Raw genomic sequence first — 16,516 nt, 5'->3', positions numbered from 1 at the left:
GACCTCACTCCTGTGGTGCAGGGTTCAGGCGTTCCGAGGGGACACGAACCGTGACATCGCGTTCTCGCGGCTCGACGAGGAAGACCAGAGCCAGCATGCTCCCGTAGATGATCGCGGCGATGACCGCGATGACGGACAGGAAGCGGAAGAGGGTGGGCATCGGTCGGGATTTCCTTCGCGAATCCTGATGGAGACGGTTCAACTATATGCGAAATGGCTGCTGCATGCGCAAGCTGGCGTTGAGCCGGGACTTTGCGCACCGCATGGCTTGACGCTGCGGGTCCATTTGTCGATACCCTTCTATAAATGGATCTCGGACGATGAATGACCTTCTCATGCCCGTTGCGGTACCCTCCCTCGCCAGTCAGGCGCGTGCGGCGCTCGGCAAGCGCAACCTCATCTTCGTCGGGTTGATGGGGGCGGGGAAGTCTGTGATCGGCCGCATGGTCGCGCAGGCGCTCTCCATTCCGTTCATCGATACCGACGCCGAAATCGAGCGGGTTTCGCGGATGACGATTGCCGAGCTGTTTGCAGCCTATGGCGAGACCGAGTTCCGCTCGCTGGAAACCCGGGTGATCGCCCGCCTGCTTGAGGGCGGGCCGCGGGTCATCTCGACGGGCGGCGGCGCGTTCATCAACGAGCATACCCGCAAGGTCATCAAGGAGGGCGGCGTTTCGCTCTGGCTGAAGGCAGACCTCGATGTTCTCTGGGAACGGGTGAACAAGCGCGATCATCGGCCTCTGCTGAAGACGCAGAACCCCAAGGCGACGCTGGAGCAGCTGATGAACCAACGCTACCCGATCTATGCCGAGGCGGATCTGATCGTGCCGTCCGGCAACGTGCGAAAAGAGACGATGGTAACGAATGTTCTGTCGGCACTGGTTGGGCCCGCAGAGAAAGGTGACGCACAATGAATGCTCCTTCGTCCACAACCGGCGAGCGGCTGGTTCATGTGCCCCTCGGAGACCGGGCCTACGACATCCTGATCGGTCCGGGCCTGATCGGCAGGGCCGGCGGCGAAATCATTGCGAGGCTCACTGGCCGGCGCGTTGCGATCATCACCGACGAGAACGTCGGACCGCTCTACCTGGCGCAGCTCATGGACAGCCTGCAGACCGACGGCTTCGAGGCTGTCTCGCTGGTGCTTCCGCCCGGCGAGAAGACAAAGAGCATGGACGGGCTTGCGGCGGCGACGGACATGATCCTCGCGGCCCGCATCGAACGCGGTGATGCCGTCATCGCTCTCGGCGGCGGCGTCATCGGAGACCTCGCCGGCTTTGCCGCCGGCATCGTGCGCCGCGGCGTGCGGTTCATCCAGATCCCGACATCGCTGCTGGCGCAGGTCGATTCGTCGGTCGGCGGCAAGACCGGGATCAACACCCGGCACGGCAAGAACCTGCTTGGTGTCTTCCATCAGCCGGATCTGGTGCTGGCCGATACGGCGGTGCTCGACAGCCTGTCGCCGCGGGAGTTCCGGGCCGGCTATGCCGAAATTGCCAAATACGGCCTGATCGACAAGCCGTATTTCTTCCACTGGCTGGAAAAGAACTGGAAGAAGGTGTTCGAGGGCGGGCCGGAGCGGATCGAGGCGATCGCCATCAGTTGCCAGGCGAAGGCGGATATCGTCGTCGAGGACGAGCGCGAGACGGGACGGCGCGCGCTTCTCAATCTCGGCCATACCTTCGGTCACGCACTGGAGGCGGCGACCGGCTACGACAGCAGCCGGCTGGTGCATGGCGAAGGCGTGGCGATCGGCATGGTCCTCGCTCACCAGTTTTCCGCCCGACTCAATCTCGCCAGCCCGGATGATGGTCAGCGCGTGGCGGCGCATCTTGCCGAGGTCGGCCTTCCCACGAGGATGGTGGATATTGAAGGTGGGCTGCCGCCGACCCAGATATTGATGGAGGCGATCGCGCAGGACAAGAAGGTCAAGAGCGGCAAGCTCACCTTCATCCTCACGCGCGGTATCGGCCAGTCTTTTGTCGCGGACGACGTGCCGACGTCGGAAGTGTTCAGTTTCCTTGAGGACATGCGTTAGGGACCATTTTGGAAGCTTTTTTCTCTGTCGTCGCCGACTACTGGCTGACGCTCATATCCATCGTGCTGCTGATCATTGCCTCGGGCTTTTTTTCCGGGTCCGAAACGGCTCTGACGGCGGCATCGCCGGCGCGCATGCACACGCTGGAAAGCAATGGCGATGAACGGGCAGGCGTCGTCGGAGCGCTGATCAAGCGTCGCGACCGTCTGATCGGGGCATTGCTGATCGGCAACAACCTCGTCAACATCCTGGCTTCGTCGCTGACCACCAGCCTGTTCCTGGCTGTGTTCGGCGATTCCGGCGTCGCCTTCGCGACGCTGTTGATGACGGCCCTGCTGGTAATCTTCTCCGAAGTCCTTCCCAAGAGCTGGGCGATCTCGGCGCCGGACCGGTTCGCCATGTTCGTGGCGCCGTTCGTGCGGCTCTTCGTGGCCGTCGTCGGGCCGCTGTCCAGCGGCGTCAACGCCATCGTCCGCGGAATCCTGGCGATCTTCGGGGTTAATCTCTCGCGCGAGGCATCGATGCTCTCCGCACACGAGGAACTGCGCAGCGCGCTCGACCACCTGCACCGCGAGGGCGGGTTCAAGAAGGCTGACCGTGACCGCATGGGTGGTCTTCTGGATCTCGAGGAACTGGAGGTCTCCGACGTCATGAAGCACCGGACTGTGATGCGTGCCGTCAATGCTGACGATCCGCCGGAGGTGGCCGTGCGGACGGTGCTCGAGAGCCCCTTCACGCGCATGCCGCTGTGGCGCAACTCGACGGAGAACATCATCGGCGTCGTGCACGCGAAGGATCTTCTGCGCGCGCTTGCCGAACCGAATGTCGAGCCCGAGAACCTGGACATCGTCAAGATTGCCCAGAAGCCCTGGTTCGTGCCGGACAGCACGACCCTCAAGGACCAGCTCAACGCCTTTCTGCGCCGCAAGGTGCATTTTGCGGTCGTCGTCGACGAATATGGCGAGGTTCAGGGGATCGTGACGCTGGAGGACATCCTGGAGGAGATCGTCGGCGATATTGCCGATGAGCACGATCTGGAGATCCAGGGTGTACGGCAGGAGGCCGACGGCTCCATCATCGTCGATGGCTCCGTGCCGATCCGCGACCTCAACCGGGCGCTCGACTGGAACCTGCCCGACGACGAGGCGACGACGATTGCCGGACTGGTCATCCATGAATCGAAGCTCATCCCGCAGGAGCGGCAGGCGTTCACCTTCTATGGAAAGCGCTTCATCGTCATGAAGCGGGAGAAGAACCGCATCACGCGACTTCGAATTCGCCCGGCCGATTCTGTCAACCTGCCGGCGGAATAGCTTACCAGCGCGTCGGTTCGCCGGGTGCCGACGCTTCGACAGCCAGCGCATGCAGCCCGGCCTCGAGCTCCGGCTTCAACAGCTCGTTGACCGCCCTGTGCCGCTCCAGGCGGCTCATCTTCGAGAATTTTTCCGAGACGATGCGGACCCTCATGTGGGTTTCGCCAGTTCCGTCGAAGCTTTCCTGATGGCCGGCGTGTTGATGGCTTTCGTTGATGACTTCCAGGCGCTCGGGAGCAAGACCGTCCTGGAGTAGGATCTCTATACGGGATTTTACGGACATGAGCAGCCTTCGCAGATCGGTAGGGGGTGATCCAGAGAGCAGCAAGAAAGGGGTTTGTCAATTCTTGTTCGTCTTCCTCGCGCACCCCATAATGAGGTCAAATGAAACTGGATTCCAAATACTTCGATCGCATTCGGACGCGCCGGAAAACACAGCAGGAAACGGTCGCCGAGGCGCCGACCTGCCAATGGGACGGGTGCGACCGCCCGGGCGCACATCGGGCGCCGGTCGGACGCAATGCCGAGGGGCAGTTCTTCCTCTTCTGCTTTGAGCACGTGAAGGACTACAACAAGGGCTACAATTACTTCTCGGGCCTGTCCGACAGCGAGATCGCGCGCTACCAGAAGGAGGCGATCACCGGTCATCGTCCCACCTGGGCCGTCGGGGTCAACAAGGGTGCCAAGCATGCATCCATGCATTCGACGATCCGGTCGGGTCCTGGAGGGGCAGCCCACAAGATCAAGGATCCGTTCGGCTTCGTCGCTTCGAGCCGGAGTGCCGGTCCGCGCACGGAGCCGCAGGCGCGCAAGTTGAAGACGTTGGAGGCCAAGGCGTTTGACACGATGGGTCTTGGCGCCAGGGCGACCTCGGCGGAGATCAAGAGCCGGTACAAGGAGCTGGTGAAGATGCACCATCCGGACGCCAACGGCGGCGATCGCGGCTCGGAGGAACGTTTTCGAGAGGTGATCCAAGCATATCAGTTGTTGAAGCAAGCAGGTTTCTGCTAAGCGATAAATCAGTTGAAAGAGGACTGACGGCGGGCGGTGGCTCGCGCCTTGGAGAGATAATGAGCAAGATCGATCTTGATATTTCAAACCTTCCCGACACCACTGTTTCAGTCCGTGAGGTCTTCGGCATCGACTCCGACATCCGGGTCCCCGCCTACAGCAACGGCGACCCCTATGTCCCGGACCTCGATCCCGACTATCTTTTTGACCGCGACACGACGCTCGCGATCCTGGCCGGTTTCTCGCACAACCGTCGTGTGATGGTGTCCGGCTTTCACGGCACCGGCAAATCGACGCATATCGAGCAGGTGGCCGCGCGCCTGAACTGGCCCTGCGTGCGCATCAACCTCGACAGCCACGTCAGCCGTATCGATCTCGTCGGCAAGGACGCCATCGTGCTGAAGGACGGCAAGCAGATCACCGAATTCAAGGACGGCATCCTGCCCTGGGCCTACCAGCACAATGTCGCGCTCGTCTTCGATGAATACGATGCCGGCCGCCCCGACGTGATGTTCGTCATCCAGCGCGTGCTGGAAAGTTCGGGCCGCCTGACGCTTCTCGACCAGAGCCGCGTCATCAGGCCGCACCCGGCTTTCCGGCTGTTTGCGACCGCCAACACGGTCGGCCTCGGCGATACCACCGGCCTCTATCACGGCACGCAGCAGATCAACCAGGCGCAGATGGACCGCTGGTCCATCGTCACCACGCTGAACTACCTGCCGCACGACAAGGAAGTCGACATCGTCGTCGCCAAGGTGAAGAGCTTCGGCAAGACGGCCGAAGGCCGCGAAACTGTCTCGAAGATGGTGCGCGTTGCCGATCTCACCCGCTCGGCCTTCATGAACGGCGACCTGTCGACGCTGATGAGCCCGCGGACCGTCATCACCTGGGCAGAGAACGTGGATATCTTCGGCGACATCGCCTTTGCCTTCCGCATCACCTTCCTCAACAAGTGCGACGAGCTTGAGCGTACGCTGGTGGCCGAACAGTACCAGCGGGCCTTCGGCGTGGAGCTGAAAGAGAGTGCGGCCAATATCGTACTCGGAGCCTGAGGTAATAACGACGGATGGCAGGACGCGGCGATAATCTGAAGGGCAAAACGGGCGGACCCGTCGACGTGGAACCGCTGCGCCGGGCGATTACCGGCTGCGTCCGCTCGATTGCCGGCGACAGCGAGGTCGAGGTCAGCTTCAGCAACGACCGTCCGGGGCTTGCCGGCGAGCGGGTTCGCCTGCCGGAAATTTCCAAGCGACCGACCGCCCAGGAACTGGCGGTCACCCGCGGCCTTGGCGATTCCATGGCGCTGCGGATTGCCTGCCACGACACCAATGTCCACGCCAATCTCTCGCCGCAGGGTGCCGATGCGCGCAGCGTCTTCGACGCCGTGGAGCAGGCGCGCGTCGAATCGATCGGCGCACTGCGCATGACCGGCATGGCGTCGAACATCGAGTCCATGAATGCGGAGAAATACGCCAAGGCAAACTTCTCCGGCATCGAGCGCCAGGAAGATGCGCCGCTGGCCGAAGCCATGGCGATGATGGTGCGCGAAAAGCTCGCCGGTACCAGGACGCCGGCCAGCGCCGGCAAGGTGCTCGACCTCTGGCGCCCGTTCATCGAGGAAAAGGCAGGTCCTGCCCTCGACAATCTGAAGGGTGCGCTCGAAGACCAGCAGGCCTTCGCCAAGCTCGTCCGGAACATGCTGTCATCCATGCAGATGGCCGAAGACCTCGGCGATGACGAGTCCGAGCCCGAGGAGATGGACAACCCCAACGACGAGGAGCAGCCGCGCAGCAACGAGGCCGAGAACGAGGAGGTCGAGGAGGAGGCGGGTTCCGATGCGGCGCCGGCCGAGCAGAGCGAGGCAGCCGACGACGAGTTGGACGAAGGCGAGATGGACGGCGCCGAGATGTCCGACGACGAAATGTCGGACGAGGCGGACGATCATTCGGAAACGCCCGGCGAGACGCGCCGGCCGCACAGCCCGTTCGACGATTTCAACGACAAGGTCGACTACCACATCTTCACACAGGAATTCGACGAAGAGGTGCATGCCGAGGAGCTGTGCGACGAAGCCGAGCTCGACCGGCTGCGCGCCTTCCTGGACAAGCAGCTTGCGCACCTCCAAGGCGCCGTCGGACGTCTGGCCAACCGTCTGCAGCGCCGGCTGATGGCGCAGCAGAACCGCTCCTGGGATTTCGATCTCGAGGAAGGCTATCTCGATCCCGCCCGTCTCGTGCGCCTGATCATCGATCCGATGCAGCCGCTCTCCTTCAAGAGGGAGCGCGATACGCAGTTCCGGGACACGGTGGTGTCGCTGGTCATCGACAATTCCGGCTCCATGCGCGGCCGGCCGATCACGGTTGCCGCGACCTGCGCCGACATCCTCGCCCGCACGCTGGAACGCTGCGGCGTCAAGGTCGAGATCCTCGGCTTTACGACCAAGGCTTGGAAGGGCGGCCAGAGCCGCGAGCAATGGCTGGCAAATGCCAAGCCGGCCAATCCAGGGCGCCTCAACGACCTGCGCCACATCGTCTACAAGTCGGCTGACGCACCCTGGCGCCGGTCGCGCCGCAATCTCGGGCTGATGATGCGCGAAGGCCTGCTGAAGGAAAACATCGACGGCGAGGCGCTGATGTGGGCGCACAACCGTCTGATCGCGAGACCCGAGCAGCGCAAGATCATGATGATGATCTCAGACGGTGCGCCGGTCGATGACTCCACGCTCTCGGTCAATCCGGGCAATTATCTGGAGCGGCACCTGCGAGCCGTGATCGAGCAGATCGAGATGCGCTCGTCGGTGGAATTGCTCGCCATCGGCATCGGTCACGATGTGACCCGCTATTACCGCAAGGCTGTCACCATCGTCGACGCCGACGAGCTTGCCGGGGCGATGACCGAGCAGCTGGCTGCCCTCTTCGAGGAGAACGCAGGCAAGATGCGGCGGGCCGGTTGAGGCGCAGGGTCGCGAAGCCGGGACGCCTGCTCGCCTGGACGGCGGGGTTCTTTTCGCTTGTTGCGTTTCCCGTCGCGTCAGCGGGTGAATTCGTGCCCGTCAGTGCGCAGGTCATCAAGACCTTCAGACAAGGCTCGGCAAACAATGACCTGGGTCCTCTCCAGTTTCTCGGCGGGCTCCAGTATTCCTCTTCCGACAGGCGCCTCGGTGGTGTTTCGTCGATCCGGTTCAGACCGGATGGTCGCAGTTTCGTGGCTATTCTCGACAGCGGCGAATGGATGACGGGACAGACCGTTCGTGACGGCGCCGGCCGTCTCGCCGGTCTTGCGGACATCTCGATCGCCCCCATGCTGGGTGCCGATGGCCAGCCTGGGTCCAAATCCGAGATGGACTCAGAGGGGCTCGCCGCCCGCGGCAGCAAACTGATCGTCAGCTACGAAAGGCAGCACCGTATCGCTGCCTATCCCGATCCAGGGTTCGAGACCTCCAAGCCGCGTCCCGTCGACATGGTCATACCGAAGCGGGAGCTCCGGTCGAATGGCGGCATCGAGACGCTTGCGGTGGCGCCGGCAGGCAGTCCTCTCAAGGGTGCGATCGTCGCCGTGGCAGAGCGAAGCATCGATGGCGATGGCAACCTGTTTGCCGCCGTCCTGGACGGTCCGCTGAAGGGGATCTTCACGGTCTCCAAGGACGACCCCTGGGACATCACCGATGGCGACTTCCTGCCGGACGGCGACCTTCTGCTGCTGGAGCGACGGTTCAGCTTCACCGGCGGCGTCGGCATGCGCATCCGGCGCATCGACGGCCGCACGATCCGGCCCGGTGCCGTCGTTGACGGCGAGGTCCTGATCGAAGCCGACATGAGCGCCGAGATCGACAACATGGAGGGTCTCGATGTCATCCGGGGGCCGGAGGGCGACACGCGGATCATCCTCGTCTCCGACGACAACCGGTCGTTCCTGCAGCGCAACCTGATGCTGGAGTTCCGGCTGACGGAATAGCGCCAGCCGGACGGGCCTATGGATCAGCTGGTGGCCTTTGCCGGAGGCATGGGCTTCAGCACGGTCATCAGGGCGCCATAGGGTAGCAGCATCACGATCCCGACCAGGATCTTCACGCCAAGATCGCCAAGAGCCCAGGACATCCAGCGGGGTGCGTCCGTCGACATGACACCCAGGATCGGTGCCCATTCGATGGCGAACGGCTCATTGGGGCCGAGCACGGCAAACACGGGCGCGAAGGCGAGCGAGAAGAACAGCGCTGTGTCGATGGTCGAACCGACCAGCGATCCCGCCAGTGGCGCCTGCCACCACGTCTGGCGACGCAGCCGGTTGAAGACCGAGATGTCGAGGAGCTGGCCGAATAGGAAGGCCGTGCCGGAGGCAATGGCAATGCGCGGCATCGCGGTCCAGAAGGACACGGCGACCCCGACGACGAAGCCTGCCAGCACCACGCGCCGGGCAATCGACGGCCCGAACTGTCGGTTGGTGAGGTCCGTGACGAGAAAGGCGATGGGATAGGTGAAGGCGCCCCAGGTCAGGAGATCGCCGAGCGCCACCCCGAACAGGGAGCCGGACAGCGGAAACTGGACGAAGAAATTGGAGGCGACGACGATGGCCGCCATCAGAAGCGCGTAGACGGATGTATAGCGAAGGTATCGCATTTTTTTACCCTGGGTGATGCCACCAGCTGGATTTGATGAAGGTCACGAGAAAGGGCCTGTCCGGTTTCCCGTCAAGCCCTCCTCAGAACCGGTGATAGTCTTTTAAAGCTTAGGCAGCAGCAACAGTTGCAGCTTCGGCAGTCTTCTTGACGATCTGGCGGCGCAGCAGGCGAGCGCGCATCGACAGGTCGGTTTCGCTGGCCTTCAGAAGGAAGGCGTCGAGGCCGCCGCGGTGCTCGACCGAGCGCAGGGCGTGCGCCGAGACGCGCAGACGATAGCGCTGACCCAGAGCGTCGGAAATCAGTGTGACCTGGCACAGGTTCGGCAGGAACCGGCGACGGGTCCTGTTGTTGGCGTGGCTGACATTGTTGCCCGTCTGGACGCCCTTGCCGGTCAATTCGCACATACGTGTCATGATACACCTTTGTTCTTATGCAATCGGATGGTACTTCCGGGCAATGCCCGGCGCGCCGATCCAAGTGGTCTGATTGGAAAGTTGCGGTTCTATAGTCAGTGCGGTCGCCTGCGTCAAGCCAAACCTTGGGTTTTGGCCCTGCGATTGTGCGCAGACGCGGCCCGGGCGGCTCTTTCCTGCCATAGTGGACTGTATATATGATGGCAAGAGAGAGACATGACGTCCTTCCTCTCCCCTGGAGACCATCCCATGCTTGAACGCCGCCGATCGTTCCTGGCAGTTGCAACCGCCGCGCTCCTCCTTGCCGGACCTGCCGGCACGGCGGGCATCCGGCATGTCAGCGAGTACGACATCTCGCTCGGCATCCTGCCGATCGCCAAGGCCTCGTTCGCCAGCGAATTTGGCGGTCGCGACTATCGCATCTCCGGCAGCTTCCGGTCCTGGGGCCTTGCCGAGCTGATCACGAAGATTTCCGCAGAAACAACGGTCAGCGGCCGCAAGCGCGGGGATCGGCTTGAGGCGGAGCGCTACAACCTCGTCTACAAGACCGGCAAGCGGACGCGCGTCTATGACGTCACCTATCGCAATGGCAATGTCACCCAGTCCGTCATGAAGCCGGAGCCGAAGACGCGGCCGGACAACTGGGTGCCGGTGACCGAAGCGGACCTGCGCTCGGTGCTGGATCCCTTGAGCGGGCTGATCTTTGCGGGCGATTCCAAGGTCTGCCCCAGCCGCCTCAAGATCTATGACGGTGAGTCCCGCATGGATCTGGTGCTGACGCCCAAGGGCCGGAAGCCGTTCTCCACGGACGGGTTTGAAGGCGAGGCGATCGTCTGCGAAATCCAGTATGTGCCCAAGTCCGGCTTTCGCCGCGGCCGCAGCGATATCGAGCATCTCAAGAAGACGCCGATGGAGATCTGGTTTGCCAAGGCGCAGTCGGTGAATGTATATGCCCCGGTCTATGCTCGCATTCCGACGAGCATGGGGGATGTCTATGTGAAGGCCGCAAAATACGGCGGCTGACTGGGGCGAAGCCCCGAAAGGGGGCAGGGTGAAACTTCGCGGCACGCTGATCGGCTTCACCGCCATCCTGATGTGGTCCCTGCTGGCCCTGATGACCGCGGCCTCGGGTGGCATGCCACCCTTCCAGCTTTCGGCGATCACCTTTGCGATCGGCAGTCTTCCGGGGCTTCTCTTGTTTGCGGCAAGACCTGAGCGCATCAAGCTGCTCAGGCAGCCGTCCAAGGTCTGGCTCACAGGCATCCTCGGGCTCTTCGGCTACCATTTCCTCTACTTCACGGCCCTGCGCAATGCGCCCGCCGTGGAAGCCGGGTTGATCGCCTACCTCTGGCCGCTGTTCATCGTGGTCGGCTCGGCTCTCCTCCCGGGCGAGCGGTTGCGCTGGTATCATGTCGCGGGCGCGCTCGCGGGTCTGGCGGGAACCATCGCGATCGTCTCGCGCAACGGACTGTCCTTCGACGACCGCTACCTGCTCGGGTACGGCGCGGCCTTCCTTTGCGCCTTCACATGGTCCGGCTATTCGCTTCTCACCCGCCGCTTCGATCGCGTCTCCACCGATGTGGTCACCGGCTTCTGCCTCGCCACCGCGCTGCTGTCTCTCCTCTGCCATCTCGGTTTCGAGACGACCGTCTGGCCGGCAGACGCCGGGGAGTGGCTGGCGATCGTGGGGCTTGGCCTGCTTCCGGTCGGCGCGGCCTTCTATGCCTGGGACTACGGCGTCAAGAACGGCGACATCCAGATCATCGGCGCGGCAAGCTATGCGGCACCCCTGTTGTCGACGCTGATCCTGGTCGCCAGCGGCTTTGCCGAACCGGACTGGCGCATCGCGCTCGCCTGCCTGCTGATCACCGGTGGCGCAGTCCTGGCGGCACGCGACATGTTCGGCCGGCGCAGCCCGGTCGAGGCAACGCCCGCGGAGTGAGGTTCAGGCGCTGCCCGGCTTCCAGTCCGGCGGCGCCATCTCGAAGGCCGCGAAGTCGAAGCCCGGCGCCACGGTGCAGCCGACCAGCGTAAAGCGGCCCAGCGGTTCCGCCGCCTGCCAGGCGTTCACCGGCACGATCGCCTGCGGCCGCTCGCCCTGCAGCAGATCGGTTCCCAAAATGACGGTCTCCACCCGCTCACCGTCCTGCGAGATCTTCAGCCGCAGCGGATCGCCGGCGTGGAAGTGCCAGGCTTCCGCGGCATCGTGGACGCGGTGCCAGTGGGAGCGCTCCCCGGCCTGCAGCAGGTAATAGATGGCGGTGGAATGTCCGCGCGGGCCGCCGGCCGGATCGCGGAAGGTTTCCACATACCAGCCGCCCTCCGGATGGCGCTGCATGCCCAGGGTCAGGATGATGTCCTCTGCCGTCATCCTAGAAGTTGTCCTTGCGCTTGCGGATTTCCGCAAAGACCTCTTCGTTCGATTTGGTTTCCATCAGCAGGTTGCGACGGATTGCCGGGTCCGTGGCACGCAGGAAGGGGTTGGTCTCCTTTTCCAGCCCGATCGTCGTCGGGATGGTGAACCTGCCGGCAGCCCGGGCTTCCTCGATGTCCCGTACCCTGTCCTGCAAACGGACATTGTCCGGATCGATGCTGATGGCGAAGCGGGCATTGGAGAGCGTGTATTCATGCCCGAAATAGACGGCAGTCTCGTCGGGCAGGGCCGCGAGCTTCTGGAGCGAATGCCACATGTCTGCTGCAGGCCGCTCGAAGAGGCGTCCGCAACCGAGCGCGAACAGGGTGTCGGCGGCAAACAGGATCTTGTCGTCGGGAAAATAGTAGCAGATGTGCCCGGCGGTGTGTCCCGGCGTCTCGATGACGCAGACCGTATGGTTGCCGAACGTGAACTCGTCGCCCTCCATCACCGAGTTGTCGAGACCGGGGATCGCCACGGCCTCGTTGACCGGGCCGATGATCTCCAGGTCGAACTTCTCCTTCAGGGCGAGGTTCGCCTCGACGTGATCGGTATGGTGATGGGTCGTCAGGATATGACTGAGGCGCCATCCGCGGCGGGCAAGGGCGTCCAGGATCGGCTGCTCCTCTGGAGCATCGATCGTTGCCGTCAGCCCCGTCTCCGGATCATGGACAAGGACACCGTAATTGTCGCTACGGCATTGAAAGACTTCGATCTCCAGTGACTTCATGAGTCTCCCTCGTTGCAGACATTGGCGTCAGAACAATGTAGAGGTCGTGCCGTTGTTCTCCAACCGCTGTCTCTTAGCTTTTTTACCATGCAAACCGATATCGTCGATCTCCGCGAGTTCTATCATTCCGCCCTTGGCCGCCTGGCCGAGCGGTCGATCACGCTGGCGCTGTCCTCGCTGTGGACGCGACTGCCGGAGGAGCGGCTGGTCGGTCTCGGCTACGCGGTGCCCTATCTGGAGCGTTTCCGGGCCGATACCGAACGGACCTTTGCCTTCATGTCGGCGGGACAGGGGGCGGTCAACTGGCCGGTCGGGGAGCGGTCGACCACGGCACTGGTGTTCGACGAGGAGCTGCCGCTGCCCGATTCCTCGGTGGACCGGGTGCTAATGGTGCATTCCCTGGAGTTTGCGGAAAATCCGCGCGAGACGTTGAAGGAGCTCTGGCGGGTGCTGGCTCCCGGCGGGCGGCTGGTGATCGTCGTGCCGAACCGCCGCGGCGTCTGGGCGCGGATGGAACATACACCGTTCGGTTCCGGGCGACCCTATTCGCGCGGTCAGCTCATCGGGCTGTTGCGCGAAACGAACTTCACGCCGGCGGCCAGTGCCGATGCGCTGTTCTTTCCGCCATCGCGGATCCGCATGGTGCTGAAGTTCCGCAACGTTCTGGAGCGGATGGGCCGGCGCTTCTGGCCGGTCTTCTCCGGCGTCATCATCGTAGAGGCCCAGAAGCGGCTCTACCAGGGGCTGCCCGTTGCTGCGCGGGCCTCGCGTCGCGTCTTCGTGCCGGTGCTTGCGCCGCAGGGCGTGCCGACCACCCGCGCTGCGGCAAAGGCGCCCCACGCCGGGGGCTGACCCTCGACAAAGCGGTCGTTCGGCATTAATGCCGATGGATCATCCGTCGTTACCTGCACCCTTCCAGAAGGTCGATCTCATGAGCATCGTCGTCACCGAGCCTGTTCCACGTCCTGGCATCCTGGACATTGCCGCCTATGTGCCCGGCAAGGAACATGCGCCGGGCGTGGCGCGCGTCTTCAAGCTGTCCGCCAACGAGACGCCGCTCGGCGCAAGCCCCAAGGCCATCGAGGCGTTCAAGGCAGCAGCAAGCCACCTCGAGATCTATCCCGACGGCCTGGCGACGGAACTGCGCGAGGCGATCGGCGCGGTGCATGGGTTGAACACCGCCAACATCCTGTGCGGCAACGGCTCGGACGAACTGCTCGGCCTGCTCTGCCACGTCTATCTGGGCGCCGGCGACGAGGCGGTCATCACCGAGCACGGCTTCCTCGTCTACAAGATCCAGATCATGGGCGCGGGCGCAAAGCCGGTCGTCGCCAAGGAGAAGGACGCCACGGTCGATGTCGACGCCATTCTGGCGGCCGTCACCGAGAAGACGAAGCTTGTCTTCATCGCCAACCCCGGCAATCCGACGGGCACCTATGTTCCCGTCTCGGAAATCCGCCGCCTGCATGCGGGCCTGCCGAAGAACGTCATCCTGGTGCTCGATGCCGCCTATGCCGAATACGTCCGGCGCAACGACTACGAGGCCGGTCTCGAGCTCGTCGCCACCAGCCGCAACGTCGTCATGACGCGCACCTTCTCGAAGGCCTATGGGTTGGCGGCGCTGCGCATCGGCTGGATGTATGCGCCGACTGCCATCATCGACGCGATGAACCGGGTGCGCGGCCCGTTCAACATGAACGCACCGGCGATCGCGGCCGGCGCCAGCGCCGTGCGCGACCAGGCCTTCATCGAGAAGGCCGTGGAACACAATACCCTGTGGCTCGACAAGCTGACGCATGCGTTCGAAGCCATCGGCCTTCGGGTCACGCCGTCGGTCACCAACTTCCTGCTGATCCACTTCCCGGACGTGGACGGCAAGCGCGCCGAGGAGGCCGACGCCTTCCTGACCAGCCGCGGCTATATCCTGCGCGCCGTCAAGGGCTATGGATTTCCGAACGCCCTGCGCATGACGGTCGGCACCGAGGAGGCGAACCGGGGCGTGATCGAGACGCTCGGCGAATTCATGGGGCGCACGGCATGACGGATGCCCTCTTCAGCCGCATTGCGCTGATCGGCATCGGCCTCATCGGCTCCTCGATTGCCCGGGACGTGAAGGCGCTGGGGCTGGCGAAGGAGTTGGTGATCTCGACGCGGAGCGCGGAAACGCTACGCCGGGCGGAGGAACTGCAGCTTGGAACCAGCTATACGGCTTCGGCGGCAGAGGCGGTCAAGGGTGCCGATCTGGTCATCGTTTCGGTTCCCGTCGGTGCCTCCGAGGAGGTGGCCCGCCAGATCGCAGCAACGCTGAAGCCCGGAGCCATCGTCACCGACGTCGGCTCCACCAAGGCCTCGGTGATCGCCCAGATGGCGCCGCATATGCCCGAGGGCGTTCACTTCATCCCGGGACACCCCCTGGCGGGCACCGAGAAGTCCGGCCCCGATGCCGGCTTCGAAGGTCTCTTCCAGGGGCGTTGGTGCATCTTCACGCCGCTTCCCGATACCGATCCGGAGGCGCTGCGAAAGCTGACCGCCTTCTGGACGGCGCTCGGCTCGCGCATCGACGAGATGGACCCGCAGCACCACGACAAGGTGCTGGCGATCGTGTCCCACCTGCCGCACATCATCGCCTACAACATCGTCGGCACGGCGGACGACCTGGAGACCGTGACGGAATCGGAAGTCATCAAGTATTCCGCCTCCGGTTTTCGCGATTTCACCCGCCTTGCCGCGTCCGATCCGACCATGTGGCGCGACGTCTGCTTGCACAACCGGGAAGCGATCCTGGAGATGCTGGCGCGGTTTTCCGAGGATCTCGCCTATCTGCAGCGGGCGATCCGCTGGGGCGAGGGCGACAAGCTGTTTGAGCTCTTCAGCCGCACCCGCACCATCCGCCGCTCGATCGTCGAGGCGGGGCAGGATGTCGACGTGCCGGACTTCGGCCGGCACGCGCTCGACAAGAAGTAGCGCACATCAGAGCCGCGGAATTTCTCCGAGCGGGATGAAGCCGCCCGCGAAGACCTTGCCGCGGTTGACGGTCAGGTCGATGGAGGCATTCTGTCCGCCGCCGTTCAGCGCCGATAGCATGCCGGCAACCGTCTGCAGGGCCGGTGCGATTTCCGGAAAGGCGAGCGCCAGGCTGTTGCGCCAGGCGTCGATCTGTTCGACCTGAAGCTTCAGGCGCCCCGAGAGATACCCCTCCTCGTCGATCGAGAAGGGGCCGGTGACGGTGATCACGCGGCCCTCGCCCAGATCTGCCGAGAGCGTGCGCATCTCGCCCTGCGTGCCATAGAGGGCGATACCGTTCGGATCGGTGCCGTCAATCAGTCCCGCCCGTCCCGCCAGCGTCACGTCGACCGTCGCCGTCATCGGCGGCAGCAGTTCCGGCAGGCCTTCGGCCGTGGTGCGGGCGTTCTGAAGCAGCAGGGCGGCATCGAGGTCCTGGCCGTTCTGGCGCAGGTGCATCTCCGTCCGTTCGGCGCTGAGGCTGAAAGGCTGGCTGGCGGAGGAGACGATGCTCGTCGTCGCGCCCTCGATGACGGTGGAACTCCGCTCCACGCCGCCATTCCTGGCCGTCAGGCTCGACTGGAAATTCTCCCAGGTGCTCGATACCGTCAGCCCGTGGCTGGTCCGCACCTGCGCCGGGGCATCCACTTCCCAGACAATCTGGCCCGGCGCATAGACCTGCGCGGCGGAGCGCAGCGCGCCGAGCGTCGCGGAGATCCCGTTGTTGCGGTCGTCGAGCGCCACCCGCGAGCAGAACAGCCCGATCCGGAACGGATAGCCGCGGTAATTGGCATCCGCACATTCGACGGTGATCCCGTTGGCTTCCTGGCCGCCCAGAAGCGCCAGCGTCTCCTCCTTCAGGGTCGAGGCGGCATAGAACCAGCCACCGGTGTAGAGAGCGACCGCGAGGACGATCGCCGTCGCGAGGAGCCAAATCTTGCGGCTGACGCTGGTTCGGCTTGACGCTGACATGATGA

The 16,516-nt window shown here is 63.8% G+C and carries 19 protein-coding genes; 12 read left to right on the top strand and 7 right to left on the bottom strand.

Going from position 1 to position 16,516, the window contains the following annotated elements; genetic code table 11:
- Positions 1 to 4 precede the first annotated feature (4 nt).
- A complete protein-coding gene (locus EO99_RS27970) occupies positions 5 to 160 on the bottom strand; it encodes a hypothetical protein (protein WP_029617408.1) in 156 nt (51 codons plus the stop codon).
- A gap of 160 nt (positions 161 to 320) precedes the next feature.
- Between EO99_RS27970 and EO99_RS0104280 the strand changes: the two genes are divergently transcribed.
- The 3 genes from EO99_RS0104280 to EO99_RS0104270 are packed head-to-tail and all read left to right on the top strand — an operon-like array spanning position 321 to position 3,351.
- Positions 321 to 914: a shikimate kinase gene (locus EO99_RS0104280; RefSeq protein WP_029617407.1), complete on the top strand. Its 594-nt coding sequence runs from the start codon at positions 321 to 323 to the stop codon at positions 912 to 914.
- The gene (aroB, locus tag EO99_RS0104275) at positions 911 to 2,038 is read left to right on the top strand and encodes a 3-dehydroquinate synthase (protein WP_029617406.1); all 1,128 of its coding nucleotides are present in this window, start codon (positions 911 to 913) and stop codon (positions 2,036 to 2,038) included. The genes EO99_RS0104280 and aroB overlap by 4 nt, the downstream gene beginning before the upstream one ends.
- Positions 2,039 to 2,043: 5 nt before the next feature.
- Positions 2,044 to 3,351 (top strand): HlyC/CorC family transporter, encoded by a 1,308-nt coding sequence (locus EO99_RS0104270; protein WP_029617405.1) that lies wholly within the window; start codon positions 2,044 to 2,046, stop codon positions 3,349 to 3,351.
- A 1-nt stretch (position 3,352) separates the two neighbouring features.
- Here EO99_RS0104270 and EO99_RS0104265 read toward each other — a convergent pair whose 3' ends face one another.
- Positions 3,353 to 3,634 carry a BolA family protein gene (locus EO99_RS0104265; RefSeq protein ID WP_029617404.1) on the bottom strand — a complete coding sequence of 94 codons (282 nt, stop codon included), beginning with the start codon at positions 3,632 to 3,634 and terminating at the stop codon, positions 3,353 to 3,355.
- Positions 3,635 to 3,735: 101 nt separating this feature from the next.
- Here EO99_RS0104265 and EO99_RS0104260 point away from each other — a divergent pair, with 101 nt between their 5' ends.
- From EO99_RS0104260 to EO99_RS0104245, 4 genes are read left to right on the top strand one after another with little or no spacing between them, the layout of a single operon-like run.
- Entirely contained in the window at positions 3,736 to 4,362 is a 627-nt protein-coding gene (locus tag EO99_RS0104260; RefSeq protein WP_029617403.1) for a J domain-containing protein, read from the top strand.
- 59 nt (positions 4,363 to 4,421) lie between these two features.
- Positions 4,422 to 5,414: a cobaltochelatase subunit CobS gene (gene cobS, locus EO99_RS0104255; protein ID WP_029617402.1), complete on the top strand. Its 993-nt coding sequence runs from the start codon at positions 4,422 to 4,424 to the stop codon at positions 5,412 to 5,414.
- 14 nt (positions 5,415 to 5,428) lie between these two features.
- The gene (gene cobT, locus EO99_RS0104250; RefSeq protein WP_029617401.1) at positions 5,429 to 7,315 is read left to right on the top strand and encodes a cobaltochelatase subunit CobT; all 1,887 of its coding nucleotides are present in this window, start codon (positions 5,429 to 5,431) and stop codon (positions 7,313 to 7,315) included.
- A 26-nt stretch (positions 7,316 to 7,341) separates the two neighbouring features.
- Positions 7,342 to 8,316 carry an esterase-like activity of phytase family protein gene (locus EO99_RS0104245; protein ID WP_029617400.1) on the top strand — a complete coding sequence of 325 codons (975 nt, stop codon included), beginning with the start codon at positions 7,342 to 7,344 and terminating at the stop codon, positions 8,314 to 8,316.
- 23 nt (positions 8,317 to 8,339) lie between these two features.
- Here the strand turns inward: EO99_RS0104245 and EO99_RS0104240 are convergent, their stop codons facing one another.
- Both EO99_RS0104240 and rpmB read right to left on the bottom strand, forming a co-directional pair.
- Complete coding sequence (locus tag EO99_RS0104240; RefSeq protein WP_029617399.1) at positions 8,340 to 8,978, bottom strand: queuosine precursor transporter; 639 nt, start codon at positions 8,976 to 8,978, stop codon at positions 8,340 to 8,342.
- 109 nt (positions 8,979 to 9,087) lie between these two features.
- Positions 9,088 to 9,393 (bottom strand): 50S ribosomal protein L28, encoded by a 306-nt coding sequence (gene rpmB / locus EO99_RS0104235; protein WP_029617398.1) that lies wholly within the window; start codon positions 9,391 to 9,393, stop codon positions 9,088 to 9,090.
- A gap of 249 nt (positions 9,394 to 9,642) precedes the next feature.
- Here rpmB and EO99_RS0104230 point away from each other — a divergent pair, with 249 nt between their 5' ends.
- Together EO99_RS0104230 and yddG are read left to right on the top strand one after the other, a co-directional pair.
- Entirely contained in the window at positions 9,643 to 10,416 is a 774-nt protein-coding gene (locus EO99_RS0104230; protein ID WP_029617397.1) for a DUF3108 domain-containing protein, read from the top strand.
- A 28-nt stretch (positions 10,417 to 10,444) separates the two neighbouring features.
- Positions 10,445 to 11,335, top strand: a complete 891-nt coding sequence (gene yddG, locus EO99_RS0104225; protein ID WP_029617396.1) for an aromatic amino acid exporter YddG — start codon at positions 10,445 to 10,447, stop codon at positions 11,333 to 11,335.
- A gap of 3 nt (positions 11,336 to 11,338) precedes the next feature.
- Here the strand turns inward: yddG and EO99_RS0104220 are convergent, their stop codons facing one another.
- Both EO99_RS0104220 and gloB read right to left on the bottom strand, forming a co-directional pair.
- A complete protein-coding gene (locus EO99_RS0104220) occupies positions 11,339 to 11,764 on the bottom strand; it encodes a cupin domain-containing protein (RefSeq protein WP_029617395.1) in 426 nt (141 codons plus the stop codon).
- 1 nt (position 11,765) lies between these two features.
- Positions 11,766 to 12,536 (bottom strand): hydroxyacylglutathione hydrolase, encoded by a 771-nt coding sequence (gene gloB, locus EO99_RS0104215; RefSeq protein ID WP_029617394.1) that lies wholly within the window; start codon positions 12,534 to 12,536, stop codon positions 11,766 to 11,768.
- 87 nt (positions 12,537 to 12,623) lie between these two features.
- On the opposite strand from gloB, the gene EO99_RS0104210 reads away from it, so the two are divergent.
- From EO99_RS0104210 to EO99_RS0104200, 3 genes are all read left to right on the top strand, one after another.
- On the top strand, positions 12,624 to 13,388 hold the full coding sequence (locus tag EO99_RS0104210) for a class I SAM-dependent methyltransferase (protein WP_029617393.1): 765 nt from the start codon (positions 12,624 to 12,626) through the stop codon (positions 13,386 to 13,388).
- 79 nt (positions 13,389 to 13,467) lie between these two features.
- Positions 13,468 to 14,577 (top strand): histidinol-phosphate transaminase, encoded by a 1,110-nt coding sequence (gene hisC / locus EO99_RS0104205; protein ID WP_029617392.1) that lies wholly within the window; start codon positions 13,468 to 13,470, stop codon positions 14,575 to 14,577.
- Positions 14,574 to 15,500 (top strand): prephenate/arogenate dehydrogenase family protein, encoded by a 927-nt coding sequence (locus tag EO99_RS0104200; RefSeq protein ID WP_029617391.1) that lies wholly within the window; start codon positions 14,574 to 14,576, stop codon positions 15,498 to 15,500. Before hisC ends, EO99_RS0104200 begins: the two co-directional genes overlap by 4 nt.
- Before the next feature lie 6 nt (positions 15,501 to 15,506).
- Here the strand turns inward: EO99_RS0104200 and EO99_RS0104195 are convergent, their stop codons facing one another.
- Positions 15,507 to 16,511, bottom strand: a complete 1,005-nt coding sequence (locus EO99_RS0104195; protein ID WP_029617390.1) for a DUF2125 domain-containing protein — start codon at positions 16,509 to 16,511, stop codon at positions 15,507 to 15,509.
- Positions 16,512 to 16,516: the final 5 nt, after the last annotated feature.

The organism is Pseudorhizobium marinum (assembly GCF_000705355.1).
Classification (GTDB): Bacteria; Pseudomonadota; Alphaproteobacteria; order Rhizobiales; family Rhizobiaceae; genus Neorhizobium; species Neorhizobium pelagicum.
This window is presented reverse-complemented; position numbering and strand designations above follow the sequence as displayed.